Origin of the sequence: Streptomyces sp. NPDC059080 (assembly GCF_042739975.1) — a bacterium.
In the GTDB taxonomy this organism is placed as follows: Bacteria; Actinomycetota; Actinomycetes; order Streptomycetales; family Streptomycetaceae; genus Streptomyces; species Streptomyces benahoarensis.
The window spans coordinates 207,073-232,089 of record NZ_JBHYGX010000001.1 but is presented as its reverse complement, the minus strand read 5'-3'; the positions used below and the strand labels follow the sequence as shown (position 1 = coordinate 232,089).

Annotated in this window: 23 protein-coding genes; 10 read left to right on the top strand and 13 right to left on the bottom strand. The window is 73.1% G+C overall.

Annotation, left to right across the window (positions count from 1 at the left end; all coding sequences use genetic code 11):
- The first annotated feature begins 491 nt into the window (after window positions 1-491).
- From ccrA to pssA, 6 genes are all read left to right on the top strand, one after another.
- Window positions 492-1,829 (top strand): crotonyl-CoA carboxylase/reductase, encoded by a 1,338-nt coding sequence (gene ccrA / locus ACFWWQ_RS00555; RefSeq protein ID WP_384587741.1) that lies wholly within the window; start codon window positions 492-494, stop codon window positions 1,827-1,829.
- A 67-nt stretch (window positions 1,830-1,896) separates the two neighbouring features.
- On the top strand, window positions 1,897-3,909 hold the full coding sequence (locus ACFWWQ_RS00550) for a protein meaA (protein ID WP_384587738.1): 2,013 nt from the start codon (window positions 1,897-1,899) through the stop codon (window positions 3,907-3,909).
- Window positions 3,910-3,970: 61 nt separating this feature from the next.
- Window positions 3,971-4,495 carry a MaoC family dehydratase gene (locus ACFWWQ_RS00545; protein WP_384587735.1) on the top strand — a complete coding sequence of 175 codons (525 nt, stop codon included), beginning with the start codon at window positions 3,971-3,973 and terminating at the stop codon, window positions 4,493-4,495.
- Between the two features lie 2 nt (window positions 4,496-4,497).
- A complete protein-coding gene (locus ACFWWQ_RS00540) occupies window positions 4,498-5,703 on the top strand; it encodes an acyl-CoA dehydrogenase family protein (protein ID WP_384587732.1) in 1,206 nt (401 codons plus the stop codon).
- Window positions 5,704-5,874: 171 nt separating this feature from the next.
- A complete protein-coding gene (locus tag ACFWWQ_RS00535) occupies window positions 5,875-6,522 on the top strand; it encodes a phosphatidylserine decarboxylase (protein ID WP_143940061.1) in 648 nt (215 codons plus the stop codon).
- Entirely contained in the window at window positions 6,509-7,360 is an 852-nt protein-coding gene (pssA, locus tag ACFWWQ_RS00530) for a CDP-diacylglycerol--serine O-phosphatidyltransferase (RefSeq protein WP_384587729.1), read from the top strand. Before ACFWWQ_RS00535 ends, pssA begins: the two co-directional genes overlap by 14 nt.
- Before the next feature lie 144 nt (window positions 7,361-7,504).
- On the opposite strand, the gene ACFWWQ_RS00525 is transcribed toward pssA, so the two are convergent.
- Complete coding sequence (locus tag ACFWWQ_RS00525; RefSeq protein ID WP_384587727.1) at window positions 7,505-8,659, bottom strand: glycerate kinase; 1,155 nt, start codon at window positions 8,657-8,659, stop codon at window positions 7,505-7,507.
- A gap of 130 nt (window positions 8,660-8,789) precedes the next feature.
- Between ACFWWQ_RS00525 and ACFWWQ_RS00520 the strand changes: the two genes are divergently transcribed.
- Together ACFWWQ_RS00520 and ACFWWQ_RS00515 are read left to right on the top strand one after the other, a co-directional pair.
- Window positions 8,790-9,284 (top strand): NUDIX domain-containing protein, encoded by a 495-nt coding sequence (locus ACFWWQ_RS00520; RefSeq protein ID WP_384587725.1) that lies wholly within the window; start codon window positions 8,790-8,792, stop codon window positions 9,282-9,284.
- A 326-nt stretch (window positions 9,285-9,610) separates the two neighbouring features.
- On the top strand, window positions 9,611-10,372 hold the full coding sequence (locus ACFWWQ_RS00515) for a DUF4037 domain-containing protein (RefSeq protein WP_384588140.1): 762 nt from the start codon (window positions 9,611-9,613) through the stop codon (window positions 10,370-10,372).
- A gap of 72 nt (window positions 10,373-10,444) precedes the next feature.
- Here ACFWWQ_RS00515 and ACFWWQ_RS00510 read toward each other — a convergent pair whose 3' ends face one another.
- The 7 genes from ACFWWQ_RS00510 to ACFWWQ_RS00480 form a co-directional block, all read right to left on the bottom strand.
- Window positions 10,445-11,017 (bottom strand): methylated-DNA--[protein]-cysteine S-methyltransferase, encoded by a 573-nt coding sequence (locus ACFWWQ_RS00510; protein ID WP_384587722.1) that lies wholly within the window; start codon window positions 11,015-11,017, stop codon window positions 10,445-10,447.
- Window positions 11,018-11,138: 121 nt separating this feature from the next.
- The gene (locus ACFWWQ_RS00505) at window positions 11,139-12,611 is read right to left on the bottom strand and encodes an AlkA N-terminal domain-containing protein (protein WP_384587719.1); all 1,473 of its coding nucleotides are present in this window, start codon (window positions 12,609-12,611) and stop codon (window positions 11,139-11,141) included.
- Window positions 12,612-12,766: 155 nt separating this feature from the next.
- Window positions 12,767-13,735, bottom strand: coding sequence for a prolyl aminopeptidase (gene pip / locus ACFWWQ_RS00500; protein WP_384587716.1), 969 nt, complete (start codon window positions 13,733-13,735; stop codon window positions 12,767-12,769).
- Window positions 13,736-13,778: 43 nt separating this feature from the next.
- Entirely contained in the window at window positions 13,779-14,159 is a 381-nt protein-coding gene (locus tag ACFWWQ_RS00495) for a 5-carboxymethyl-2-hydroxymuconate Delta-isomerase (protein ID WP_384587713.1), read from the bottom strand.
- A gap of 179 nt (window positions 14,160-14,338) precedes the next feature.
- Entirely contained in the window at window positions 14,339-15,112 is a 774-nt protein-coding gene (locus ACFWWQ_RS00490; protein WP_384587710.1) for an SDR family NAD(P)-dependent oxidoreductase, read from the bottom strand.
- Window positions 15,109-16,818 (bottom strand): SMP-30/gluconolactonase/LRE family protein, encoded by a 1,710-nt coding sequence (locus tag ACFWWQ_RS00485; protein ID WP_384587707.1) that lies wholly within the window; start codon window positions 16,816-16,818, stop codon window positions 15,109-15,111. The genes ACFWWQ_RS00490 and ACFWWQ_RS00485 overlap by 4 nt, the downstream gene beginning before the upstream one ends.
- Window positions 16,815-18,659 (bottom strand): flavin-containing monooxygenase, encoded by a 1,845-nt coding sequence (locus ACFWWQ_RS00480; protein ID WP_384587704.1) that lies wholly within the window; start codon window positions 18,657-18,659, stop codon window positions 16,815-16,817. Before ACFWWQ_RS00480 ends, ACFWWQ_RS00485 begins: the two co-directional genes overlap by 4 nt.
- Window positions 18,660-18,960: 301 nt before the next feature.
- On the opposite strand from ACFWWQ_RS00480, the gene ACFWWQ_RS00475 reads away from it, so the two are divergent.
- Complete coding sequence (locus tag ACFWWQ_RS00475) at window positions 18,961-19,416, top strand: MarR family winged helix-turn-helix transcriptional regulator (RefSeq protein ID WP_384587701.1); 456 nt, start codon at window positions 18,961-18,963, stop codon at window positions 19,414-19,416.
- 205 nt (window positions 19,417-19,621) lie between these two features.
- On the opposite strand, the gene ACFWWQ_RS00470 is transcribed toward ACFWWQ_RS00475, so the two are convergent.
- Window positions 19,622-20,173 (bottom strand): O-acetyl-ADP-ribose deacetylase, encoded by a 552-nt coding sequence (locus ACFWWQ_RS00470; RefSeq protein WP_384587698.1) that lies wholly within the window; start codon window positions 20,171-20,173, stop codon window positions 19,622-19,624.
- Between the two features lie 59 nt (window positions 20,174-20,232).
- Window positions 20,233-20,877: a dihydrofolate reductase family protein gene (locus tag ACFWWQ_RS00465; RefSeq protein WP_384587695.1), complete on the bottom strand. Its 645-nt coding sequence runs from the start codon at window positions 20,875-20,877 to the stop codon at window positions 20,233-20,235.
- Window positions 20,878-20,951: 74 nt separating this feature from the next.
- Here ACFWWQ_RS00465 and ACFWWQ_RS00460 point away from each other — a divergent pair, with 74 nt between their 5' ends.
- A complete protein-coding gene (locus ACFWWQ_RS00460; RefSeq protein WP_384587692.1) occupies window positions 20,952-21,479 on the top strand; it encodes a winged helix-turn-helix transcriptional regulator in 528 nt (175 codons plus the stop codon).
- Between the two features lie 28 nt (window positions 21,480-21,507).
- On the opposite strand, the gene ACFWWQ_RS00455 is transcribed toward ACFWWQ_RS00460, so the two are convergent.
- From ACFWWQ_RS00455 to ACFWWQ_RS00445, 3 genes are all read right to left on the bottom strand, one after another.
- The gene (locus tag ACFWWQ_RS00455; protein ID WP_384587689.1) at window positions 21,508-22,464 is read right to left on the bottom strand and encodes an NAD-dependent epimerase/dehydratase family protein; all 957 of its coding nucleotides are present in this window, start codon (window positions 22,462-22,464) and stop codon (window positions 21,508-21,510) included.
- Window positions 22,465-22,613: 149 nt separating this feature from the next.
- Window positions 22,614-24,026, bottom strand: coding sequence for a phytoene desaturase family protein (locus tag ACFWWQ_RS00450; RefSeq protein ID WP_384587687.1), 1,413 nt, complete (start codon window positions 24,024-24,026; stop codon window positions 22,614-22,616).
- A 51-nt stretch (window positions 24,027-24,077) separates the two neighbouring features.
- Window positions 24,078-24,977: an inositol monophosphatase family protein gene (locus tag ACFWWQ_RS00445; protein ID WP_384587684.1), complete on the bottom strand. Its 900-nt coding sequence runs from the start codon at window positions 24,975-24,977 to the stop codon at window positions 24,078-24,080.
- Between the last annotated feature and the right edge of the window lie 40 nt (window positions 24,978-25,017).

Genomic DNA, 25,017 nt, shown 5'->3' with positions numbered 1-25,017 from the left:
CCACGCCCCTCGCGCCCCCCCCCCACCCCCCCCCCACCCCCCCCCCCCCCCCCACCCTCCCCCTTCCCCCCCCCACCGTGGCGGGGCCGGGCTCCGGGGGCCCCGCGGCATGTCCGGAACCCGGGCCCTGCTGCGCGATCATCCCTCATCCGCGGGCCCCTTTGAACGATCATCCATCGCTCGCGGAACCCCTTTGAACGATCATCGCTCAGATGTGAGGGCTTTCTTTCATCTGAGAGAAAGTCTTGGCACTCAGTGCCTTGTTCACTGGCACGTGGTGTCATACGTTGAGGGGGTCCGAGCGACCGGCACGCACCCATCCCTGCGTGCCGGATGTCCCAACGACCGTGCCACGGCCGTCCGTTCGGGCGCCTGCGTCACAGGCAACCGCGCTCACCGGCGCCGACACCCAGCGGCCCCTCATCCGCACACCGCACCACCCCCGACGTTCCCTCAAGCCGTTCCCGAACGAGCTTCGCCGGAGGCACACCGTGAACGAAATCCTGGACGCGATCCTCGCGCCCGACACCACCCGCGACGACTTCGCCGCCCTGCCGCTCCCCGAGTCCTACCGCGCGGTCACCGTCCACAAGGACGAGGCCGAGATGTTCGCCGGACTCGCGACCCACGAGAAGGACCCGCGCAAGTCCCTGCACGTCGAGGACGTGCCGCTGCCCGAACTGGGCCCCGGCGAGGCGCTGGTCGCCGTCATGGCGTCCTCCGTGAACTACAACAGCGTCTGGACCTCGATCTTCGAGCCGCTGCCGACCTTCGGCTTCCTGGAGCGCTACGGCAGGCTCTCCCCGCTCGCCAAGCGCCACGACCTGCCGTACCACGTCATCGGCTCCGACCTGGCGGGCGTGGTGCTGCGCACCGGCCCCGGCGTCAACTCCTGGCACCCCGGCGACGAGGTCGTCGCGCACTGCCTCTCCGTGGAGCTGGAGTCCTCGGACGGGCACAACGACACGATGCTCGACCCCGAGCAGCGGATCTGGGGCTTCGAGACCAATTTCGGCGGGCTCGCCGAGATCGCGCTGGTCAAGTCCAACCAGCTGATGCCGAAGCCGGGCCACCTCAGCTGGGAGGAGGCCGCCGCCCCGGGCCTGGTCAACTCCACCGCGTACCGCCAGCTGGTCTCCCGTAACGGCGCCGGTATGAAGCAGGGCGACAACGTCCTCATCTGGGGCGCCAGCGGCGGACTCGGCTCGTACGCCACCCAGTTCGCGCTGGCCGGTGGCGCCCACCCGGTCTGCGTGGTGAGCAGCGAGGACAAGGCGGAGATCTGCCGGAAGATGGGCGCCGAGGCGATCATCGACCGCAAGGCCGAGGGCTACAAATTCTGGCAGGACGAGCACCACCAGGACCCCCGCGAGTGGAAGCGGTTCGGCAAGCGGATCCGCGAGCTGACCGGCGGCGAGGACGTCGACATCGTCTTCGAGCACCCGGGACGCGAGACGTTCGGCGCCTCCGTCTACGTCACCCGCAAGGGCGGCACCATCGTCACCTGCGCCTCCACCTCGGGCTATCAGCACGAGTACGACAACCGCTACCTGTGGATGTCGCTGAAGCGGATCGTCGGCTCGCACTTCGCCAACTACCGCGAGGCGTGGGAGGCCAACCGCCTCGTCGCCAAGGGCAGGATCCACCCGACGCTCTCCAGGGTGTACTCCCTCGACGACACCGGCCAGGCCGCGTACGACGTCCACCGCAACCTCCACCAGGGCAAGGTCGGCGTCCTCGCGCTCGCCCCCGAGGAGGGTCTGGGCGTCCGCGATGCGGAGATGCGCGCCAAGCACCTCGACGCGATCAACCTCTTCCGCGACGCATGAGTGCGCGCTTCCGGCGGGCCCGGAACACGACGTCGCACTGTCCGAACCGATAGGCGGTTGCTGCACCATGACTGAGCGTCAGAAGGATCGTCCGTGGCTGATGCGGACCTACGCCGGGCACTCCACGGCCGAGGCGTCCAACGAGCTGTACCGGCGCAACCTCGCCAAGGGGCAGACCGGGCTGTCGGTCGCGTTCGACCTCCCGACGCAGACCGGATACGACCCCGACCACGTCCTCGCCAGGGGTGAGGTCGGCCGGGTCGGCGTCCCGGTCTCCCATCTCGCCGACATGCGGCGGCTGTTCCAGGACATCCCGCTGGAGCAGATGAACACCTCGATGACCATCAACGCCACCGCCATGTGGCTGCTGGCGCTCTACCAGGTGGTCGCGGAGGAGCAGGGTGCGGACATCTCCACGCTCCAGGGGACGACGCAGAACGACATCGTCAAGGAGTACCTGTCGCGGGGCACGCACGTCTTCCCGCCCGGGCCCTCCCTCCGGCTGACCACCGACATGATCACGTACACGGTCCACCACCTCCCGAAGTGGAACCCGATCAACATCTGCAGCTACCACCTGCAGGAGGCGGGGGCCACGCCGGTCCAGGAGATCGCGTACGCGCTGTCCACCGCCATCGCCGTCCTGGACGCGGTGTTCGCCTCCGGGCAGGTCCCCGAGGAGCGCAGGGGCGATGTCGTCGCGCGGATCTCCTTCTTCGTGAACGCGGGCGTCCGCTTCGTCGAGGAGATGTGCAAGATGCGGGCGTTCGGCCGCCTGTGGGACACGATCACCCGCGAGCGGTACGGGATCGAGAACCCCAAGCAGCGCCGCTTCCGCTACGGCGTGCAGGTCAACTCGCTGGGCCTGACCGAGGCGCAGCCGGAGAACAACGTCCAGCGGATCGTCCTGGAGATGCTGGCGGTCACGCTGTCGAAGGACGCCCGCGCGCGGGCCGTCCAGCTCCCGGCATGGAACGAGGCGCTGGGCCTGCCCCGCCCCTGGGACCAGCAGTGGTCGCTCCGCATCCAGCAGGTCCTCGCCCACGAGAGCGATCTGCTGGAGTACGAGGACCTGTTCGCCGGGTCGCACGTCGTCGAGGCCAAGGTGGACGCCCTCGTCGAGGAGTGCCGGGCGGAGATCGACCGGATCCAGGAGATGGGCGGCGCGATGGCCGCCGTGGAGTCCGGCTACCTCAAGGCGCAGCTGGTCTCCTCGCACGCCGAGCGGCGGGCGCGGATCGAGTCCGGCGAGGAGAAGATCATCGGCGTCAACTGCCACGAGTCCACCGAGCCGAACCCGCTCACCGCCGACCTGGACACCGCGATCATGACCGTCGACCCGGCCAACGAGGCGCAGGTGGTCGGGGCCCTGCACGCCTGGCGGGACGCGCGCGACGAGGCGCGGGCCCAGGACGCGCTGGCCGCCCTGAAGAAGACCGCGGCGGGCGACACCAACCTCTTCCCCGCCACCCTGGAGTGCGCCCGCGCCGGGGTGACGACCGGCGAGTGGGCCTGGGCGCTGCGCGACGTCTTCGGCGAGTTCCGGGCGCCGACCGGGGTCTCCGGCGCGCCCCTCGCGGTCACCGCCGAGGCCGGTACGCCGCTCGCCGCGGTGCGCGGGAAGGTGGCGAGGACCGCCACCGAGCTGGGCACCGGCAAGCTGCGGCTGCTGGTCGGCAAGCCCGGTCTGGACGGCCACAGCAACGGCGCCGAGCAGATCGCGGTCCGCGCCCGCGACGCCGGTTTCGAGGTGGTCTACCAGGGCATCCGGCTCACGCCCGAGCAGATCGTCACGGCGGCCGTCGCCGAGGACGTGCACTGTGTGGGCCTGTCGATCCTGTCCGGTTCGCACGCCGAACTGGTACCGGACGTCCTGGCGCGGCTGGAGTGCGCCGGGGCCGATGAGGTGCCCGTCATCGTCGGCGGGATCATCCCGGCCGCGGACGCGGCCGCGCTCCGCGAGGCCGGGGTCGCCGCGGTGTTCACGCCGAAGGACTTCGGCATCACCGAGATCATCGGCCGTATCGTCGACGAGATCCGCACGGCGAACGGGCTCGCCCCTCTGGAGGTCCCCGCATGACCCCGGCACCGGCCCGCGCCACCCGTACCTCCCCGCCCGAAGCTCCCGAGGAGTGAGCACCATGCAGTTCGGCCGTACCTACGAAGAGTTCACCGTCGGCGACGTCTACAAGCACTGGCCGGGCAAGACGGTCACCGAGTACGACGACCACCTCTTCTGCCTGCTGACGATGAACCACCATCCGCTGCACATGGACGCCCACTACGCGGAGGAGACCACCGACTTCGGCAGGAACGTCGTCGTCGGCAACTACGTCTACTCGCTGCTGCTGGGCATGTCGGTGCCGGACGTCTCCGGGAAGGCCCTCGCCAACCTGGAGGTCGAATCGCTCAAGCACGTGGCGCCGACGTTCCACGGCGACACGCTGTACGGCGAGACGACGGTGCTCGACAAGACGCCGTCCCGCTCCAAGCCGGACCGCGGGATCGTGCAGGTCGAGACGGTGGGCTACAACCAGGACGGCACGCTGGTCTGCGTCTTCCGGCGCAAGGTCATGGTGCCGACCGCGGAGTACATCGCGGCGCGCGGCGGAGAGCAGCCCGGCCGTCCCGAGCTGAAGGCCCCGGCGGCCCGGAAGGAGAAGTAGACATGTCCCGTCTCGCGCAGACCGAGGGCCTGACCGACATCCAGCGGGAGATCCTCGCCACCGTCCGCGACTTCGTGGACAAGGAGATCATCCCCGTCGCCACGGAGCTGGAGCACCGCGACGCGTACCCGACGCAGATCGTCGAGGGCCTCAAGGAGCTGGGCGTCTTCGGGCTGATGATCCCCGAGGAGTACGGCGGCCTCGGCGAGTCCCTGCTCACCTACGCGCTGACGGTGGAGGAGATCGCCCGCGGCTGGATGAGCGTGTCGGGCATCATCAACACCCACTTCATCGTGGCGTACATGCTCAAGCAGCACGGCACGCAGGAGCAGAAGGACCACTTCCTGCCCCGGATGGCGGCGGGTGAGATCCGCGGCGCCTTCTCGATGTCGGAACCGGCACTGGGCTCGGACGTCTCGGCGATCTCGTCCAAGGGCGTGCGCGACGGCGGCGACTACCTCCTCACCGGCCAGAAGATGTGGCTGACCAACGGCGGCTCGTCGACGCTGGTGGCGGTGCTCTGCCGGACCGACGAGGGCCACCCCGAGGGCACCGCCCCGCACAAGTCGATGACGACCTTCCTGGTGGAGAAGGAGGCCGGATTCGGCGAGGTCCGCCCCGGTCTGACCATTCCCGGCAAGATCGAGAAAATGGGCTACAAGGGGGTGGACACCACCGAACTGATCATGGACGGCCTGCGCGTCCCGGCCGACCGGGTGCTCGGCGGCGAGACCGGACGTGGCTTCTATCACATGATGGACGGCGTCGAGGTGGGCCGGGTCAACGTCGCGGCGCGCGGCTGTGGCGTCGCCCAGCGCGCCTTCGAGCTGGGCGTCGACTACGCACAGCAGCGTCACACCTTCGGCAAGCCGATCGCGCAGCACCAGGCCATCCAGTTCAAATTGGCGGAAATGGCAACAAAGGTCGAAGCGGCCCATGCGATGATGGTGAATGCTGCACGCAAAAAGGACTCGGGACAACGAAACGACCTTGAGGCGGGTATGGCGAAGTATCTGGCCTCCGAGTACTGCAAGGAGGTGGTGGAGGACGCATTCCGCATCCACGGTGGCTACGGCTTCTCGAAGGAGTACGAGATCGAGCGCCTCTACCGCGAGGCCCCGATGCTGCTGATCGGTGAAGGTACCGCCGAGATCCAGAAAATGATCATCGGACGGCGCCTACTGGAGGAGTACCGAATCCAGGGGTGAACATCCCTTTTGTCAGGATTTCTTCTAGACGAAGATCACACCGCGTCATCCTTGTTCGGCCACGGATCGGCTCTGGCTCTTGGCCAGTTGCCGCTCGTAACCGATAGCATCCCCGGAAAGCCGCCGTCCCCCGTAACCGCTACGCGGCATCCTCCGCTACGAAGGTCATCCATGCCCCACAGCCAATCCTCTGCACCACGCGGTCGCGTCCGCCTCGCGCGCGGAGCGTCGCCGTGGCTCCTCCCGACCGTGGCAACGGCAGCGGTCAGCCTGGCCCGTTCCCGTCGCTCGGGACGCTGGGCCGCCGTCGCCGTGCCCACCACCGCTCTCGCGGCGGGCATGCTGTGGTTCTTCCGCGACCCCGAGCGCGAGATCGCCTCGGGCCGCGTGATTTCCCCGGCCGACGGTGTGGTGCAGAGCATCATGCCGTGGAAGGACGGACGCACCCGCGTCGCGATCTTCATGAGCCCGCTGAACGTCCACGTCAACCGCGCGCCGCTGGCCGGCACGGTGACGTCCGTGGAGCACATCCCCGGCGGGTTCGTCCCGGCGTTCAACAAGGAGAGCGAGAACAACGAACGCGTCGTCTGGCATTTCGACACCGAGATCGGTGACGTCGAGATGGTCCAGATCGCCGGTGCGGTGGCCCGCCGCATCGTGCCTTACGTGCCCGAGGGCACCAAGGTGGAGCAGGGCGAACGCATCGGCCTGATCCGCTTCGGCTCCCGCGTCGACGTCTACCTTCCGGAAGGCGTCGAGGCGGCGGTCGAGGTCGGACAGGCCACCACCGCGGGGGTGACTCGTCTTGACCGTGACTGATTCCGAAACCCAGGCCGCCTGGGCTCCCGAGAACGAGGAGGAGGGTGACGTCGACATTCCGCTGTCCACGCGGCTGTCGATAGCGGACACCCTCACCCTCGGCAATGCCATCTGCGGCTTCATGGCCGTCTACTTCACGACCACCGGCGTCCTCATCCCGCATCTGACGGGCATGGACGACGGCGGTATGGCGCGGCACAGCGCGGCGATGGCCGTGATCCTGATGCTGCTCGCGTCGGTCTTCGACCTCTTCGACGGACTCGTGGCGCGCAAGCTGCGGGCCTCCGCGATGGGCGCCGAGCTCGACAACCTCTCCGACCTGATCAGCTTCGGCCTGGCCCCCGCCTACTTCGTCGTCACCTGGGGCATGGTCGCCCAGGACGCGAACCAGCAGGTGTCGGTGGTGGCCGCGGTCGTGGTCCTGCTCGCCGTGGTGCTGCGGCTCGCACGCTTCTCGTGCGTACCGATGCGCGACGGCATGTTCCAGGGCATGCCCGGCCCGTTCGGCGCGCTGACCGTCGTCGCCATCGTCCTGCTGGAGCTGCCGTTCCTGCCGACACTGCTGGCGATCATCGGGGTGGCCTGGCTGATGGTGAGCCGGGTCGAGTACCCGAAGCCGCGTGGCCGCCTCGCCGTGGCGATGCTCGGCTGGATCGTGCTCAGCATGGGCATGCTCGCCGCCTGGGCGCTGGACGCGCCCGCCGGCCAGCGGCTGCTGCAGACCGGCTGTGCCCTGCAGATCGTCCTCGGTGCGATGATCCCGCTCTTCGCGACGGCCCGGCGGGTGAACACCTTCCGCGACAACCGCCGCGAGGCCCGCGCCGCACAGCTGCCGTAACGGCGCGTATGCGCTGCACCGAGAGCCCCGAGCGAATCTCCGCTCGGGGCTCTTTCGTGTGCGGTGGCCGACCGGCGTGTGCGGTGGCCGACCGGCCCGTACGGGTGCGCCGCCGACCGGCCCTTACGGGTGGCCCGTACGGGCTCAGCTCAGCAGGTCGCGGGCGAGCTGCTCCGCGGCGCGTTCCAGCAGCGGGCCCGCCTGGGCCATGCAGCGCTCCGGGTCGCTCTCCAGGTCCGTCAGCGGGTACGCGCGCCGGATCCCGGCGGCGGCCAGCGCCTCGGGGGGCAGCCGCAGCCGACCGCAGACCGCGGCGACGTCCAGACCGGCCGCGCGGGCCACCGCGGCGACGCCGGCGGGCGCCTTGCCGTGCAGCGTCTGCTCGTCGAGCGAGCCCTCGCCGGTGATGACGAAGGTCGCCCCGGCCAGCGCGGGCGCGAAGCCCAGCACGTCCAGCATCACGTCGATACCGGGCCGGAACGTGGCGCCGAGACCGACCAGCGCGCCGTAGCCGATCCCGCCGGCCGCGCCCGCGCCGGGCGCGAGGGCGCAGTCCGCGGCCCGGGCGCCGAGCGTCCGCTCCAGGACGGCGGCGTAGTGCGTGAGCGCCGCGTCCAGCTCCGCGACGTCGGCCTCGCTCGCGCCCTTCTGCGGACCGTAGACCGCGGGCGCGCCCTTGGGGCCGATGAGCGGGTTGTCGACGTCGCCGGCGAGGACGAGGCCCGTGGTGGCCAGCCGCGGGTCGAGGCCGGAGAGGTCGGCCGTGGCGAGGGAGCGCAGGGCGCCGCCGCCGGGGCCGACCGGGGCGCCGTCCGCGTCGAGGAAGCGGGCGCCGAGCGCCGCCAGCATGCCCGCGCCGCCGTCGGTCGTGGCGCTGCCGCCGACGCCGAAGACGATCGAGGTGGCCCCGGCGTCGAGCGCGGCCCGCAGCAGTTCGCCGGTGCCGTACGTCGTCGCCGTCAGCGGGGCGAAGACGCCGGGCGGCAGATGCTGGAGGCCGGACGCCTCGGCCATCTCGACGACCGCGGTGCCGTCACCGCGCAGCGCGAAGGCCGCGGTGACCGGGGTGCCGGTGGGGCCGGTGACCCGCGCCTCGTGCCGGGTGAAACCGGCCGCCAGCGCGGCGGCGACTGTGCCGTCGCCGCCGTCCGCGACCGGGACGGCCGTCACGTCGAGGCCCGGGACGGCGCGGCGCAGGCCCGCCGTGACGTGCGCGGCGACCTCGGCGGCCGTGAGGGAGCCCTTGAACTTGTCCGCGGCGATCAGCACATGTGCCGCTGTCCTTGCTGCGTCCGCCATCGCGTTTCCCCTTGCTTTCGAACTGGCGGTCGCGCCGCTGCGACCCTATCCGGCGAAAGCCACCGCGAACAGGGTTTCCCCCGGCGTCCGCGGACCCGCGCGAGGGGGCGTCTCTCCTATGCTCACGGCCATGACGACGATGGATGAGGCGACCTATATCGCGAGCCTGCCGCGGGTGCTGTCCGGCGCCGGAACCGTCCTGCGGGACACGGCGGGCCGGATCCTGCTGGTGGAGCCGGACTACCGGGACTGCTGGCTGCTGCCCGGCGGCACCGTCGAGTCGGACGCCGGGGAATCCCCGCGCCAGGCCGCGCGCCGCGAGACGGCGGAGGAGATCGGCCTGGACGTCCGGGTCGGCGCCCTGCTCGCCGTCGACTGGGTCCGAAGTCCGGGCTGGCCGCCCGTGGTGTCCTACCTCTTCGACGGCGGCACCCTGGACGACGCCGCGCTCGCCTCGATCCGCCTCCAGGAGGACGAGCTCGTGTCCTGGCGCATGTCCCCGTGGGAGGAGGCCGCCCGTCTGCTCGATCCTCAGCTGGCGCTCCGGGTGCGGGCTGCTCTTGATGCCCTGGAGCGGGGGACGGGGACGGTGGAGTTGGAGGATGGGCGGGTGCCGGTGGGGTAGAAGGCCGGGGTCTCCACGGGAGCGGGACCGGCCACCGGCCGGGAAAAGCCGTTGAACGCTCCCGTGGCCGACCGTACGGTGCCCGCATGCTGCGATCATCCCGTCTGGAGCGGGTCGGGGAACACGGTCCCGAACCGTTCCCTCTGCGGCTCGGGACCGGCCCACCGGGGAGCTGAGCGGCGACCAGATCGTCGCCGCGCGTGATCTGCGCGCCGACGGCTGACGCCTCGCCGCTCACCCGCCCCGTACGTACCGCCGTCCGTCGAGGAGTTGCCGTGGAAGAGATCGCCGTACGCCTGTCCGAGGTGCCGGGGGTGGTGGGGGTGATGCTCGGGGGGAGCCGGGCGCGGGGGACGCAGCGGGCCGACTCCGACTGGGATTTCGGCGTCTACTACCGGGGCGAGGTGGATCTGCGGGCGCTGGGGGCGCTGGCGGCGGAGGTCGCCGGTGGGCCCGTCGAGGTGTTTCCGCCGGGTGCGTGGGGGCCGTGGGTCAACGGCGGGGCGTGGCTGACGCCGGTCGGTGGCGGGGCGCCCGTGGACTGGATTCTGCGGGACGTGGACCGGGTGCGGCGGGTGTGGGAGGAGTGCCGCGAGGGGCGGTACGAGATCGGGGAACAGCTCGGGCATCCGCTCGGGTTCTGGTCCCCCGCGTATCCGGGTGAGGTCGCGCTGGGACGCGTACTGGCCGATCCCGGCGGCGAGTTGACGGAGCTGCGGGGCGCGACACGGGTGTATCCGGAGGCGCTGCGGACGGCGCTGTGCGGGCGGGCGGTGTGGGACGCGGAGTTCTCGGTGACGATGGCCGCGAAGGCGCCCGGGCGGGGGGACGTGCTGCACGCGGCGCTCTGTCTGTCGCGGGCGGTCGGCGCCCTCGTCCAGGCGCTGCACGCGCACCACCGCGTCTGGTGCGTCAACGAGAAGGGCGCCCTCGCGGCGGCCGCGGCGCTGCCCGGAACGCCGCCCGGGTTCGCCCGCGACGCCGCCGCGCTGCTCGGCGGCCTCGGCACCGAGGAGGAGCCGCTGCGCCGGTCGCTGGAGCGGGCACGGCGGTTGGTGGCGCGGGTGCGGGAGGCCGTGGGCGGATAGCGGGCGGCGCCCGGCGGGACATCGGCGCCCCGCCGGGCCGGGCAGCGCCCGGCCTCTTACGGTGCGCCCCGCTCACCCCACTTCGGCCACCGGGAACAGCGCCCCGTCGCCGTCCTGCTCCGCGCTCTCGAACGCCAGCAGCCGGCGCTTGCGGTCGAGGCCGCCGCCGTAGCCGGTGAGGCTGCCGTTGGCGCCGATGACGCGGTGGCAGGGGACGATGATGCTGACCGGGTTGCGGCCGTTGGCGAGGCCGACGGCGCGGGCCGCGGAGGGGACGCCGAGGCGGTCGGCGAGCTGCCCGTAGGTGACGGTCGTGCCGTACGGGAGGGTGCCCAGCTCGGCCCAGACGCGGCGCTGGAACGGTGTGCCGCCGAGGTCCAGCGGCAGGTCGAAGACGGTCAACTCGCCGCGGAAATAGGCATCCAGCTGCGCGATGGTCTCGGCGAAGGGCGCCTCGGCGGGGTCGGCGCGGCGGCCGAAGGTCTCCAGCGGCGGGCGGTGGCGGTGGTCGGTCATGTAGACGCCGCAGAGCGCGGGCCCGGTGGCGACGAGGGTGAGCGGGCCGACGGGCGTGCCGTCGAGGACGGTGTGGGCGCGGTCGGCGGGCGGCGCGGGGGTGGTTCCCGGGGGCGTGGGTGTGGTCATGGCCTGCCGTCTCAGTCGGTCGGAGTGGTGGTGCGGAGTGGTGGTGCGGAGTGGTGGGCGGCCGGTCGGACCGGTCGGGGTCGGGGCGGTCCGGTTCGTGGCGAAGGGTGCGGGCCGCCGGTCAGTCGGCCGGGAGGACGTTGATCGGATGGTCCTCCGTTGCCCAGAGGTACTGGACGGCGTAGGCGCGCCAGGGGCTCCAGGCGGTGGAGTGGCGGATGAGGGCCGCGGGCGTGCCGGGCAGGCCGAGGGCCATGGCGGCGCGGCGCAGGCCGAGGTCGGTGGGGGTGAAGGCGTCCGGGTCGCCCAGGGCGCGCATGGCGATGCATTCGACGGTCCAGGGGCCCACGCCGGGCAGTGCGGCGAGGCGGGCGCGGGCCTCGGCGCGGTCGCCGCCGACGCCGAGGTGGAGCGCGCCGTCGGCGAGCGCGGCGATCAGCCCGGTGAGGGTGGTGCGGCGGGTGCGGGGCATCGCCAGCTTCTCCGGGTCGAGTCCGGCGAGCGCCTGCGGGGTCGGGAAGAGGTGGGTGAGGCCGCCCTCGGGATCGTCGACCGGTTCGCCGTGGGCGAGGACCAGCCGCCTCGCGTGCGTACGGGCCGCGGCGGTGGAGACCTGCTGGCCGAGGACGGCGCGGACGGCGAACTCGTCGGCGTCCGCGGTACGCGGCACCCGCCGTCCGGGGGCCGCGTCGACCAGCGGCGCCAGCACCGGGTCGCGGCGCAGCTGGCCGTCGACCGCCTCCGGGTCGGCGTCCAGGTCGAGCATCCGGCGGCAGCGGGCGATGGCGCCGGTCAGGTCCCGCAGGTCGGTGAGGGAGAGGCGGCAGTCGATGTGGTCGGGGCGCGGGGTGAGCGCGACGATGCCGTGGCCGTACGGGAGGCGGAGGGTGCGGCGGTAGGCGCCGTGGCGCCACTCCTCGACGCCGGGGACGGCGGTGGCCGCGAGGTGGCCGAAGAGGTTGTCGGGGCAGAGCGGGCGGCGGAACGGCAGCCGGAGGGTGAGGGTGCCGGGCAGCGCGGGGCGCGGGCCGGGGGCGGCGCGTTGCCGCAGTTCGCCCGGGGCGAGCGCGAAAACCTCCCGCACCGTCTCGTTGAACGTACGGATGCTGGCGAACCCGGCGGCGAACGCCACCTCGGCCATCGGCAGCGTCGTCGTCTCGATCAGCAGCCGGGCGGTCTGCGCGCGCTGGGCGCGGGCCAGGGCGAGCGGTCCGGCGCCCAGTTCGGCGAGGAGCTGCCGCTCGATCTGGCGGGTGCTGTATCCGAGGTGCGACGCGAGTCCGGGGACGCCCTCGCGGTCGACGACGCCGTCCGCGATCAGCCGCATCGCGCGGGCGGTGAGGTCGGCGCGTTCGTCCCACTGCGGGGAGCCCGGCGCGGCGTCGGGGCGGCACCGTTTGCAGGCGCGGAATCCGGCCTGCTGGGCCGCGGCGGCGCTCGGGTAGAAGCGCATGTTCTGCGGTTTGGGCGGCACCACGGGGCAGCTGGGGCGGCAGTAGATCCGGGTGGTGACCACGGCGGTGCAGAACCGGCCGTCGAAGCGGGCGTCCTTGGACCGCACGGCGCGCAGACAGCTCTCGGTGTCGGTGTGCATGACTCCAGGATTGCCCGCCGACCGGCACGGCGCTGGCGGAAATCCGACATCAGCGTGCGCCTGCCGGGACCGATGCCGGCCGGGTCCGGGGACGGCCGTGGCCGAGCGGCTGACGGCCCGGCCCTCCCCCGGCCACCGGCGGGCGCCGCGCCCGGTCACGCCCCGTCGGCCCCCGCGAACCGGTCCAGCGCCCCGATCACCGCGTCCCGGGTCGCCGCACTGCCCTTGTGCCCGGCGTCGTCGATGACCGTCAGCTCCGCGCCGGGCCAGGCGCGGGCCAGTTCCCAGGCGGTCTCCAGCGGTGTGCTGAGGTCGAGCCGTCCGTGGACGAGGACGCCGGGGATACCCGCGAGGCGGCCCGCGTCGCGCAGCAGGGCGCCCTCCTCCAGCCAGGCGCCGTGCGCGAAGTAGTGCGCGCAGAGCCGTACCAGCGCATGCCGCGCCGTGGAGGGGCGGCCGCCGTACACATCGGGCGCGCCGTGCGGCTCCAGGGAGAGCACCGTGTCCTCCCAGGCGCACCAGCGGGTCGCGGCCCGCTCCCGTACCGCCGGGTCGGGGTCGGCCATCAGCGCGGCGTACGCGGTGAGCAGGTCCCCGTCGCGGTCGGCCTCCGGGGCGCCGTCGCGGAACCGCTGCCACTGCTCGGGGAAGAAGCGGCCGACGCCCCGGTAGAGCCAGTCGATCTCGCGTCGACGGCTGGTGGTGACGCTCGGGATGACGATCTCCGAGACGCGGGACGGGTGGTGCTCGGCGTAGGCGAGGATCAGCGTCGAGCCCCAGGAACCGCCGCACAGCAGCCAGCGGTCGATGCCGAGGTGGGTGCGGAGGCGTTCCATGTCGGCGACGAGGTGCGCGGTGGTGTGGTGACGCAGATCGGTCGCCGGGTCGGCGGCGTGCGGGGTGGAGCGGCCGCAGCCGCGCTGGTCGAAGAGGACGGTGCGGTAGCGCGCCGGGTCGAAGCTCCGGCGGGCGCGCTCCGTGCAGCCCGAGCCCGGTCCGCCGTGCACGACGAGGGCGGGCTTGCCGTGCGGGTTGCCGCAGACCTCCCAGTACACGAGGTTGCCGTCGCCGACGTCCAGCATGCCCCGGTCGTACGGTTCGATCGGCGGGTACAGCTCGGTCATGGTGTCCCTCTCGTGGTCCGGTCGGTGGCCGGGGACGGGCGGGTCAGGCGCCCGTGCCGCCGGGGCCCTTGTACGCGGTGTAGGCCGTACCCAGTTCGGTCACGTCCACCGAGGCGTGCACAACCGTGCCGGACGGCACCGTGGCGGTGTGGCGGCGCAGCACGTCCAGCGCGGCGGCGCCCAGCGCCCGCTTGGCGACCTCCGTGCGGCCCGGCAGGATCGCGAACTCCAGGTGGATCAGCGCCTGTCCGGGCTGGTCGTCCCCGATGACGGTCTCTTCGACGCGCTGGAAGCGGGTCCGGCAGCCGCCCACGGTGATGCCGTCGTCGGTCTCCGCCGCCACCGCGTGCAGCTCCCGGGCGAAGGCCCGGCGGTCGAGGACGTCGTCCAGGGACGCGTCGTAGGAGACGAGGATCTGCGGCATGGGGAAACTCCTGATCGCGGTGCGGGCCACGTAGACAGTGCCACAGGGGGGTGGCGGGGTGGTACCGCACAGGGGGAGGCGGGTACGCGGTGGCGGGGCACCCGATTCCCCGGCCCGGGCGCCCGCGCTCCCCCGTACGAGCAGGCGCCCGGCGGCCCGGGTACGCCCGGTGGCTCTCCTCAGACCGCCGACCAGCCTCCGTCCACCGGCAGCACGGCGCCGTTGATGAACGAGGCGGCGTCGGAGGCGAGGAAGGCGAGGGCGGCGGCCTGTTCCTCGGGGCTGCTGATGCGGCCGGTGACCGCGCCGATCAGCCGGCCGATCACGGCGGGACCGTGCGCCTCCGGTGCCGCGTCGACGCGGATGCCGGTGGCGGTGGGTCCGGGGGCGATGGCGTTGGCCCGTATGCCCTGGTCGCGGTAGGTCACGGCGAGGTTCTTCACCAGGCCGATCACGCCGTGTTTGGCGGCGGTGTAGGCGGCTCCGGCGGCGCCGCCGCGCAGTCCCGCCTCGGAGGCGGTGAAGACGATCGCGCCGCCACCGGCGGCCAGCAGGTGGGGCAGCGCGGCGCGGGTCAGCAGGAAGGGCGCGGTGAGGTTGATCCGCAGGACCCGGTCCCACTCCGCGTCGTCGGTCTCGCCGAGGGCGGACATCCGGTCCATGATCCCGGCGTTGTTGACCAGGACGTCCAGCCCGCCGAAGGCCGCGACGGCCCGCTCGACGACCGCGTCGACGACCCGCTGTTCGCCGAGGTCACCGGCGACGGATAGGGCGGTGCCACCGGCCTCTTCGATCGCGCGGACGGTGGCCTCGACGCCGTCGCGGTGCACGTCCACGGCCAGGACCCGGTCCCCGTCCGCGGCGAACTTCAGGGCCGTGGCGCGGCCGATGCCGGACGCGGCGCCGGTGATGACGACGCTGCGTCCGGCCGGAGGGGTCGTGGTGGTGCTCATGGGGTCTCCTCGTCAGGGGCGGTGATCTCGTCAGGGGCGGTGATCTCGTCAGGGGCGGTGATCTCGTCGGGGGCGCCGCCGTCGGGCGACGCATCGCGCTCCGGTGGTCTGCGGGGCGACAGCCGCAACACCGTGCCCTCGCCGTTGGCGGCGAGGAGCAGCGAGCCGTCGGGGGCGGCGGCGAGGCCCGCGAACGGCGGGGCCACCCCGGGCATGCCGTGCGTGAACAGCGCGGGGCGTTCGCGGGGCGCGGTGTCCGGCGGCGGGCCGACCGCCAACTCCTCGGCCTCGACGCGCCGTTCACCGGTGGTGAGCGCGATCGCGGTCAGCCTGCGCGCACCGCTCTCCACGGTGAACAGCTCGTCACCGGTCACGGCCAGCCCCTGCGGCGCGTCCAGACCGTCCGCGACGGCGGTGACCCGGCCGTCGTCGATCCGCAGCACCGCCCCGCGCCGCTCATCGCTCACGTAGCAGACACCGTCGGCGTCGAGCGCGACGTCCACGGGCCGCTCCAGCCCCTCCGCCAGCACCGTGACGGCGTCGTCAGCGGCGACGGCGAGCACCCGGCCCGCGCCCGTCTCGGCGACGATCAGCCCGCCGTCGGGCCGTACGCACAGACCGGTCGGCTGCCGCAGTCCGCGCGCCCGGACCCGGGTGCTGCCGTCGGCCGGGTCGTACGTGGTGACCTCGCCGTACTGCGAGGTGAGGTGGAGGAGGTCGCCGTCGGCGGCGATGCCGTGGGCGAACGGCCGCAGGACCTCGGTGGGCACACCGTCGAAACCGGCGCCGCCCACGGGTCCGGCCACCCGGTAGTGGTCGGCGGCGTACACCGTGCCGGTCGGGGCGACGGTCACCCCGTAGGGGCCGTCGAGTCCGCGCGGGACGATCTCCCGGGTCCGGCCGTCGGGGTGGAGTTCGGTGATGCCGCCGCTGGCGTAGCTGGAGACGAACATGCGGTTCTCCGCGTCGAACGCGGCGTTGTCCAGGCCCGCGAGGCCGCTGGTGACGACGGTTCTGGTGCCCGTGCCGTGCAGGTCGATGCGGGTGACGAGACCGGCGACGCCCCGGGAGAGGACGGAGAGGACGCCGCCCCGGTCGAAGCGGACCGCGACCGGTTCGTGCACGTCCTCGGCGACCCTTTCCGGCGCCCCGCCGTCCGGGGCGATCCGCCACACCTGGCCGGTGACCATGTGCGGGTAGTAGAGGTGCCCGTCCGGCCCGAGCTGCATGGCGTTGCCCAGGGCCAGACCCTCGGTGAGCACCCGGGGCGCGCCGCCGTCGGGGAACAGCTCAAGGAGGCGGCCGTTCATCCGCATCTCGTTGACGAAGAGCCGGTCGCCGACGCAGGTGATGCCGTTGACCACGGCCACCTGGTCGGAGACGAGGCTGAACACGCCCTGCGGGGTGCGGCGCCACACCCGGCCGGGGACCAGATCGGCGATGTACATCGACCCGTCGGCCCCGAAGGCGAGGTCGTCGGGCGACTGCACCGGGCCGTCCATCGGTACGACGACCTCGACGTCCCCGGTGGCCGGATCGACGGCGCTGATCTGCCCGGCCAGGAACTGCGCGACGTACAGCCGCCCGTCGGGGCCGAACGCGACGCCGTTCGAACCCCACAGCGGATTGGGGAGGTTGAGCCGCCGCACCTCCCGGCGGGTGGGGGACGACGGCTCCGGGGAGGGCCCGTAGCGGCTGGGGCTCACCGGCCCTCCCCGTGCGGCTCCGCGTCGACCAGCACCTCGCGCATCCCGTCGCCCGCACGCCAGGCGCGGAGCAGGGCGTGGAAGGCGACCGGCCCGTCGCCGTACGACTCGCTGCGCTCGCGGGGCCTGCCCTCGTTGTTGTAGTAGCCGGGGGTGCATTCGGCCTGGAAGGCGTGCAGGTCGGCGGCCTTCTCGCGGATCGTGGCGACCCACGCGTCCTCCGCCTCGGCGGTCGGCTCGACACGGCGGGCGCCGCTGCGGCGGGCCGCGGCGACGACCTCGGCGACATGGGCGGCCTGCTCGTCGAGGATGTGGGCGTAATTGACGGAGCTGGCGTTCTGCAGCGGCCCGAGCTGGAAGAGGTTGGGGAACCCATGGCTGTAGAAGCCGTGGAGCGTCCGCGGGCCACGCTGCCGCCATGTGTCGGTCAGGGCGACGCCGTCCCTGCCGTACACCGGAAGCCGTCCGGAGGTCAGGCCCGAGACGCCGACCTCGAAGCCGGTGCCGAAGATGACGCAGTCGACCTCGTACGCGCGGCCGCCGGCGACGACCGCCTGCTCGGTGATCCGCTCCACGCCGTGGCTGTCGGCGGTGTCGACGAGCGTGACGTTCGGGCGGTTGAACGTCTGGAGGTAGCTGTCGCTGAACGTGGGCCGCTTGCACATGTAGCGGTACCAGGGCTTGAGGAGTTCCGCGGTCGCCGGGTCGGTGACGACGGCATCGACCCGCGCCCGGATCTCGTCCATCTTCCGGAAGTCGGCCAGCTCGTAGGCGCGTTCGCGCTCCTCGGGCGGAACCGCGGCGTAGCTGTCGCTGGGGATGAGTTTCTGCTGGAGGCGGGCGGTGCTGGTCCAGCCGTCGTCGACCAGGTCCTCGTCCACGTGGCCGCCGGTGACGAGGGTGAGGAAGTTGTCGCGGCGGCGCCGCTGCCAGCCGGGGGTCAGAGCCGCGGCCCATTCCGGGTCGGTGGGGCGGTTGCCGCGGACGTCGACCGAGGAGGGCGTGCGCTGGAAGACGTACAGCTCCTGGGCGTCGGCGCCGAGATGGGGGACGCACTGGATGGCGGTGGCGCCCGTGCCGATCAGGGCGACGCGTTTGCCGGCGAGGCGGTGGAGGTTCCCGTCGGCGTCGCCGCCGGTGTACGCGTAGTCCCAGCGGCTGGTGTGGAAGGTGTGCCCGCGGAACGTCTCGATGCCCGGTATCCCGGGGAGTTTCGCCTCGCTGAGGGTGCCGCTGGCGGTCACCACGTACCGCGCGCGTATCCGGTCGCCGCGGTCGGTGGCGACGAGCCATTCGGCCGCGTCCTCGTCCCAGCGCAACTCGGTGACCTGCGTCCGGAAGCAGGCATCACGGTAGAGGTCGAAGGCGCGGCCGATCGCCCGCGCGTGCTGCCGGATCTCCTCGCCCGGCGCATACCGCCATTTCGGGACGTAGTCCAGCTCTTCCAGCAGCGGCAGGTAGAGGTACGACTCGATGTCGCAGTGGATGCCCGGGTAGCGGTTCCAGTACCAGGTGCCGCCGAAGTCGCCGCCCTTCTCGATCACCCGGATCGACGCCACGCCCGCCTGCCGCAGCCGCGCCCCGGCGAGCAGTCCGCCGAACCCACCGCCGAGGATCACCACCTCGACGCGGTCGTGCAGCGGTTCACGGGTGAACTCCCCGTCGGTGTACGGGTCTTCGTCGTAGTAGCCGAACTCGCCGGTGACCTGCTGATACTGCCCGCGGCCCTCCGGCCGGACGCGGCGGTCCCGCTCGGCGCGGTAGCGGGCGCGGAGGGCTTCCAGGCCGGCGTCGGCCTGCGGGCCGGCGGGCGGGACGGGCGTGCCGTGGGGGTGGGACATGGTGTTCCTCTTCCTCTCCGTGGTCCATGCCGCGACGCGGGCGCGGTACGGGCCGGGCGGCGGCAGGGAGTGGGGGCGGTACGGGCGACACGGGCCGGGCGGCGGGGCATACGGGACGCCGCCGGGGGCGCCCGACGATATGCATCGTGCACACACTATGCATCACACACGCGATATGCACGATGCATAGTGCGTGAGAGGATGGAGGGCGACCGCTTCCCCGCAGTGGGGGCGGGTGGCGACGTGGCGCCAAGCAGCAGGAACGGCGTCAAGCAGCAGGCACCAGGAAGCGACGGCAGGCATGGACAGACCGACAGACGCGATCGAGTACGAGCAGATGCTGCTCAGCCGCCACACGCTGAACCGGCGGGGCGGACGCCGCCGGGGCGGCGAACTGGACCACAGCGTCTACCTCCTGCTCAGCCGCATCCGGGTGCAGGGCCCCATGTCGATCGGTGAATTGGCCGACGCCTTCGCCCTCGACGCCTCCACCCTCAACCGCCAGACCGCCGCGGCCCTCCGCGCCGGTTACGTGGAGCGCATCCCCGACCCCGACGGCGGCATGGCCCGCAAGTTCCGCCTCACCGACCGGGGCGCCCACGCCCTCGACGAGGAACGCGAGGGCACGGTCCGCTCCCTGGACCGCGTGATGGCCGACTGGTCCGACGAGGACCTCACCGCCTTCGCCGCCTACCTGCGCCGCTTCAACGCCGACATCGAACGCTTCGGGGGGCGGCCTTGGCCGCGGGGCGAATGAGGGGTGAGGTGCCGGGCCCAGGCGTGGGGCCGGGCTTCGGCATGGGGCCAGGCTTCGGCATGAGGCCGGGCTTCGGCATGAGGCCGGGGTTCGGCATGAGGCCGGGCTTCCGGCGAGGCGGAACGCCTGACCGGACCTGGGGGCGGGCCGGTCCCCCGGGCGCGTTTCCGGGCGGTTCCGGCACCTGGCCCGCCCGCCACCGGCGTCAGGCCACCTGCGCGGCGAACGCCTCGTACGCCCGGTCGTCGAAGAGGACGAACCGGGCCTCCTCCACCGCGGTCGGCGTGGCCCGGACCGTCTCCACGGCGATCCGTGCGGCGTCCGCCATCGGCCAGCCGTAGATTCCGGCGGACACCGCGGGGAACGCGACCGTCCGCGCACCCAGTTCATCGGCGACGCGCAGCGACTCCCGGTAGCAGGAGGCGAGCAGCGCGGACCGGTCCTCGTCCGCCGCGTAGCGGGGGCCGACCGTGTGGATGACCCACCGCGCCGGGAGCCGGCCCGCCGTGGTCGCGACCGCCCGGCCCGTCGGCAGCCCCCGCCCGTACCGCGACGCCCGCAGCTCGCGGCAGGCGGCCAGCACCTCCGGACCGCCCCGCCGGTGGATCGCGCCGTCCACTCCCCCGCCGCCCAGCAACGAGGAGTTGGCGGCGTTCACCACCGCGTCCACGTGCTGCTCGGTGATGTCACCCCGTACGAGGACGAGCCGGGGGCCGGGGGTGGGCGGGACCTGCGAGGCGTCGGATGCGGCGTTCATGGGCGGGAGCCTAGAGGGCGCGCGGGCGGGGCGGGCGTCAGGCGGGCGGGGCCGTCCGGTCACCGCCTCCAGAACAGCAGGTGGGTGACGCCGCTGGGGCTGGGCACCTTCTCCAGGTGGAAGCGGTCGAGGAGTTCGTCGGGGCTCTCCCAGAGCCGTTCGCCGCGGCCGAGGGCGACGGGGGCGACGGCGACGTGCAGCGTGTCGACCAGGTCGGCGGCGAGGAATTCCCGGAGGGTGGCGACGCCGCCGCCGAGGCGGACATCGCGCCCGGCGGCGGCCTCCTTCGCGCGGGCCAGCGCCTCGGCCGGTGTCGCGTCGAGGAAGTGGAAGGTGGTGTCGGCCAGGGTGAACGACGGGCGCGGGTGATGGGTGAGGACGAACACCGGCGTGCGGAACGGCGGGGTGTCGCCCCACCAGCCCTGCCACTCGTGGTTCTCCCAAGGGCCGCGCTGGGGGCCGAACTTGTTGCGGCCCATGATCTCCGCCCCGATGCCCCGGGTGTGATCGCGGGTGAAGTAGTCGTCCAGACCGCGGGTGCCGCCGGGGTCCGTGCGGTTCACCCAGCTGGCGGTGGCACCCGCCCAGGAGAAGAGGGCGGTGGGGTCCGCGTGCCCGAAGGGGCGCTCCAGGCTCTGCCCCTCACCGGACCCGAACCCGTCCCGTGACACGTTGAAGCACTGCACCCGCAACAGCTGTGACATGAAGCCTCCTCAAGGAGCCGGAGCCGCCCCCGGCATCCGATTGCATTCAACAACCGGTGGTACCGTACTCCACCATGGACACCCCGCAACCGGAATCGGTCGATCGACTGCCCGTGCCGCCGGGGAAGTCGGGCTGCCCCATCAATCTCACCGTCGAGCTGCTGGGCGACCGTTGGAGCCTGGTCGTGCTGCGGGACGTCATGTTCGGTGGCCACCGGCACTTCCGCGAACTGCTCGGCCACTCCGTCGAGGGCATCGCGTCGAACATCCTCGCCGCCCGCCTCACCAAGCTCGCGGGCGCCGGCCTGCTGACCCGGCACGACGATCCGAGCCACCGGCAGAAGATCGAGTACCGGCTCACCGAGGCGGCCATCCAACTCGTCCCGCTCCTGACGCAGCTGGGCGCCTGGGGCGCCCGCTGGCTGCCCACCACGCCCGAACTCGCCATCCGCGCCCAGCTTCTGGCGCGCGGCGGCCCCGAGATGGGCGAGCGCTTCATGGCCGAACTCCGCGCCACCCACCTGGAAGGCCGCCCCCTGCCCGCCGACGGCGTCCTCGCCGAACTCACCCGGGCCTACGAACGCGCCGTCGCAGAGGGCTGACCGGCGGCGCGCCCCGGGCCGCCCCGGATCACACCCCGGCCAGCAGACGCGCCTCCTCCTCCGGGGTCAGGCCGTGGTCCAGGGGCGGTTCGCCGCGCTCGCGGTCCCAGGCGAGGACATCGGCGAGGGTCGTCTCCAGCGGGGTCGCGGGCATCCCGGCGGCCCGCGCACGTGCCGGGCTGCGTTGCTGGGTCGGCCACATCGGTTCGGGCCGGACCAGCGGCAGCCGCGGCGATACCGCGCCGGCGGGCACCTGGACGAGGTCGACGCTGCTGCCCGCGACCCGCGCGCAGGTGTGGATCAGCGCGCCCAGGGTGGTCGGTTCAGCCGGTCCGACGGCGTGGAACGCGCCGGGCCGGTCGTCCGCCAGCAGCCGCATGATCAGGCGGGCCAGATCCCGGGAGTCGATCACCTGGACCGGCTGCTCCGGACGGCCCGGCAGGGCCACCCGTCCGCCCCGCGCGGCCCGGCGCACCCAGTAGGTGACGCCGTCCTGCACATCGTGCGGCCCCACGACCTTCCCCGGCCGCACCACGGTCGCCCGTGCGCCGTACCGGGCGGACACCTCGTCCTCGCAAGCCACCTTGAGCGGCCCGTAGGTCTCCTCCGTCAGTTCCTCGGTGCCCCGGACGGGCGGTCGGCGCGGGGTGTCCTCGTCCGCCCCGGCGGCCACGCCCGTACGGACGTACACGGCCTGGCTGGAGACGAAGAGATATCTGCCGACGCGGTCGCCGAGCGCGTCCATGGCCTGGCCGACGTGGCGCGGCACATAGCCGCTGACGTCGACGACCGCGTCCCACTCCCCCTCCCGCAGCGCCGCGTAGTCGCCGGTGTCGCGGTCGCCGATCCGCCGGGGCACCCCCGGGAACAGCTCGGGTCCCGTCCGGCCCCGGCCGAACAGCGTCACGTCCGCGCCCGCTCGGAGCGCGTCTTCCACAAGGGCCCGGCCCACGAATGAGGTACCACCAAGGACAAGGATGCGCATGGCAGTTGAGGGTAGCGGTCGGCACGTGGCGCTTCCATGGCATCGGGGGACCGTCCCGGGCCGTGGCAGGCCCATGGGCCCCGCTCACGCCCGCGGAATCGCGGGCTCGGCGCTCCGGTGAGTCCGGCCCCGGAGCGCTCAGGCGCCGTTCAACGTGAGCCGCCCTGCAGACGCCGCCAGACGACGCGGGCGGCGTGGTGGCCTGACATGCCGTGGACTCCCGGTCCCGGCGGGGCCGCCTGGGAGCAGAGGAAGACAGCCGGGTGCGCGGTGGCGTACGGGACGCGGGCGAGCTTGGGGCGGATCAGCAGGCGCAGGCCCGCGGCGGAGCCGGTGGCGGTGTCGCCGCCGACGTAGTTGGCATTACGGGCGGCGAGTTGGGGCGGTCCGGCGACGGCGCGGGCCAGCACCAGATCGCGGAAGCCCGGGGCGAACCGCTCGATCTGCCGCTCGACGACCTCGGTCGCATCGCCCTCCCAGCCGTTGGGGACATGGCCGTACGCCCAGAAGGTGTGCTTGCCCTCGGGGGCGCGGGTGGGGTCGATGAGGCTGGGCTGGGTGGTGATCAGGAACGGGACGGTGGGGTCCGCGCCCCGGGAGGCGGCGTCCAGGGCGGCGGCGATCTCGCCGCTGGTCGGGCCGACGTGGACGGTCCCGGCCCGGCGGGCCTCCTCCGCCGTCCAGGGCACCGGGCCGGAGAGCGCGTAGTCGATCTTGAAGACGCTCGGGCCGTACCGGACGTCGCGGTAGGCGTTGCCCAGACCGGCGATGCGGGCGAGCGCGGTGGGCGAAGTGTCGAAGACATAGGCGCGGGCCGGAGGCAGATCGTCGAGCCGCTTGACCTCGAAATCGGTGTGGACGACACCGCCGTGGTCGCGCAGCAGCCCGGCGAGCGCGTCGGAGATCGCCTGGGAGCCGCCGCGCGCCACCGGCCAGCCGCGCTCGTGCCCGGCGAGCGCGAACATCAGGGCCAGGCCGCTGGTGCCGAAGCCGCCGAGCGGGGCCATGGCGTGGGCGGCGAGTCCGGCGAGCAGACCGCGGGCCTTCTCGTCCCGGAAACGGCGCTCCAGCAGGGTGATCGGCTGCATCGCGGTCAGCCCGAAGCGGGCGTACGTCACCGGGTCGCGGGGCAGGCCCAGCCACTGGGTGCGCAGGAAGTCCTGCGCCATCGTGTCCCACTTGCCGAGGAACGGAGCGACGAGCCTGCGGTACGCACCGGCGTCATGGGCGCCGAAGGACCGGGCGGTCGCGCTGACGGAGCGGGCGAGCACCGCGGCCGTCCCGTCCGGGAAGGGGTGCGCCATCGGCAGCTCGGCGTGGAGCCATTCCAGGCCGTACCGGGCGAGCGGCAACGCGCCGAACGCCGGGGAGCCGATGCCGAAGGGGTGCGCGGCCGAGCAGGGGTCGTGGTGGAAACCGGGGAGGGTCAGCTCCTCGGTGCGGGCGCCGCCGCCGATGGTGTCGCGGGCCTCGAAGACCTCCACGGCCAGCCCGCGGCGGGCCAGTTCGACCGCGGCCGTCAGGCCGTTGGGCCCCGCCCCGATCACCACGGCATCAAGCATTCTCGGCACCTGCGCCACTCCCCTCGTATGCGACCCCCGCCGCCGCGGGGGTCAGTTGGCGGCTGCCAGCAGTCCGAGGATACGCCGGGCCACCTCGGCATCCCGCGCCGCGGTGAAGGGCAGGGCGTTGCCCCCGGTCAGGGCGAACGGCACCCCGGCGACGGTGGCGTCAGTGCCGCCGGTCTCCTGGACGAGGAGCAGTCCGGCGGCGTGATCCCAGGCGTTCTCCCAGCTGAAGGCCGTCGCCGCTATCTCGCCGCGGGCGATGCGCAGATACTCCAGACCGGCCGAGCCGCAGGGGCGCGGAGCGATGCCGTCGGCATCGAGGGCGCCGAGCACCCGCTTCTGGTCGTCGGTGGTGAAGTCGTAGTGGGAGATGGCGACTTCGAGAGCGGCGCCGGGCACGGCGGGGTGCGGCACGAGCGGCGCGCCGTTGAGCGTGGCGCCGTGGCCGCGGCGGGCGACCGCCATCAGGCCGAGGGCGGGCGCGTACGTCCAGGAGGCGAGGATCTCGCCGTGGTGGGCGAGGGCCACGAGGGTGGCGAAACCGGGGTCTCCGTGGACGAACTGGCGGGTGCCGTCGACCGGGTCGACGATCCAGACGGGGGCGTCGCCGTGCAGCGCATCGAGTATCGACGGGTCGGCGTGGACGGCTTCCTCGCCGACGACCACGGAGCCCGGCAGCAGCGCGGTGAGGGCGGCGGTGAGCTGCTCCTCGGCGCGGCGGTCGGCGACGGTGACGAGGTCGTGCGGGCCGTTCTTCTCCACGACGTCCTCGGCGGCGAGCTGCCGGAAGCGCGGCAGGATCTCCTCGGCCGCGGTGCGGCGGATCGCGTCCTCGACGGCGGCGGCTTCCTCGGGCGTCGGGACGGCGGCCAGCGGCCGGGCGGCCGGGGCGGCGGTGTGGTGTGCGTTTTCTCCCGGATTACGGTTATCGACTGCTTCGATCATGTCTCCATCGAACCATGCCCCACTGACACGGCAGCCGGAC

Bases quoted from the DNA above. Each gene is read 5' to 3' on its own strand.
- ACFWWQ_RS00550 (WP_384587738.1), top strand. From the start codon at position 1,897: ATGACTGAGCGTCAGAAGGATCGTCCGTGGCTGATGCGGACCTACGCC.
- ACFWWQ_RS00545 (WP_384587735.1), top strand. From the start codon at position 3,971: ATGCAGTTCGGCCGTACCTACGAAGAGTTCACCGTCGGCGACGTCTAC.
- ACFWWQ_RS00540 (WP_384587732.1), top strand. From the start codon at position 4,498: ATGTCCCGTCTCGCGCAGACCGAGGGCCTGACCGACATCCAGCGGGAG.
- ACFWWQ_RS00535 (WP_143940061.1), top strand. From the start codon at position 5,875: ATGCCCCACAGCCAATCCTCTGCACCACGCGGTCGCGTCCGCCTCGCG.
- ACFWWQ_RS00525 (WP_384587727.1), bottom strand. From the start codon at position 8,659: ATGGCGGACGCAGCAAGGACAGCGGCACATGTGCTGATCGCCGCGGAC.
- ACFWWQ_RS00520 (WP_384587725.1), top strand. From the start codon at position 8,790: ATGACGACGATGGATGAGGCGACCTATATCGCGAGCCTGCCGCGGGTG.
- ACFWWQ_RS00515 (WP_384588140.1), top strand. From the start codon at position 9,611: ATGCTCGGGGGGAGCCGGGCGCGGGGGACGCAGCGGGCCGACTCCGAC.
- ACFWWQ_RS00510 (WP_384587722.1), bottom strand. From the start codon at position 11,017: ATGACCACACCCACGCCCCCGGGAACCACCCCCGCGCCGCCCGCCGAC.
- ACFWWQ_RS00505 (WP_384587719.1), bottom strand. From the start codon at position 12,611: ATGCACACCGACACCGAGAGCTGTCTGCGCGCCGTGCGGTCCAAGGAC.
- pip (WP_384587716.1), bottom strand. From the start codon at position 13,735: ATGACCGAGCTGTACCCGCCGATCGAACCGTACGACCGGGGCATGCTG.
- ACFWWQ_RS00495 (WP_384587713.1), bottom strand. From the start codon at position 14,159: ATGCCGCAGATCCTCGTCTCCTACGACGCGTCCCTGGACGACGTCCTC.
- ACFWWQ_RS00490 (WP_384587710.1), bottom strand. From the start codon at position 15,112: ATGAGCACCACCACGACCCCTCCGGCCGGACGCAGCGTCGTCATCACC.
- ACFWWQ_RS00480 (WP_384587704.1), bottom strand. From the start codon at position 18,659: ATGTCCCACCCCCACGGCACGCCCGTCCCGCCCGCCGGCCCGCAGGCC.
- ACFWWQ_RS00475 (WP_384587701.1), top strand. From the start codon at position 18,961: ATGGACAGACCGACAGACGCGATCGAGTACGAGCAGATGCTGCTCAGC.
- ACFWWQ_RS00470 (WP_384587698.1), bottom strand. From the start codon at position 20,173: ATGAACGCCGCATCCGACGCCTCGCAGGTCCCGCCCACCCCCGGCCCC.
- ACFWWQ_RS00465 (WP_384587695.1), bottom strand. From the start codon at position 20,877: ATGTCACAGCTGTTGCGGGTGCAGTGCTTCAACGTGTCACGGGACGGG.
- ACFWWQ_RS00460 (WP_384587692.1), top strand. From the start codon at position 20,952: ATGGACACCCCGCAACCGGAATCGGTCGATCGACTGCCCGTGCCGCCG.
- ACFWWQ_RS00455 (WP_384587689.1), bottom strand. From the start codon at position 22,464: ATGCGCATCCTTGTCCTTGGTGGTACCTCATTCGTGGGCCGGGCCCTT.
- ACFWWQ_RS00450 (WP_384587687.1), bottom strand. From the start codon at position 24,026: ATGCTTGATGCCGTGGTGATCGGGGCGGGGCCCAACGGCCTGACGGCC.
- ACFWWQ_RS00445 (WP_384587684.1), bottom strand. From the start codon at position 24,977: ATGATCGAAGCAGTCGATAACCGTAATCCGGGAGAAAACGCACACCAC.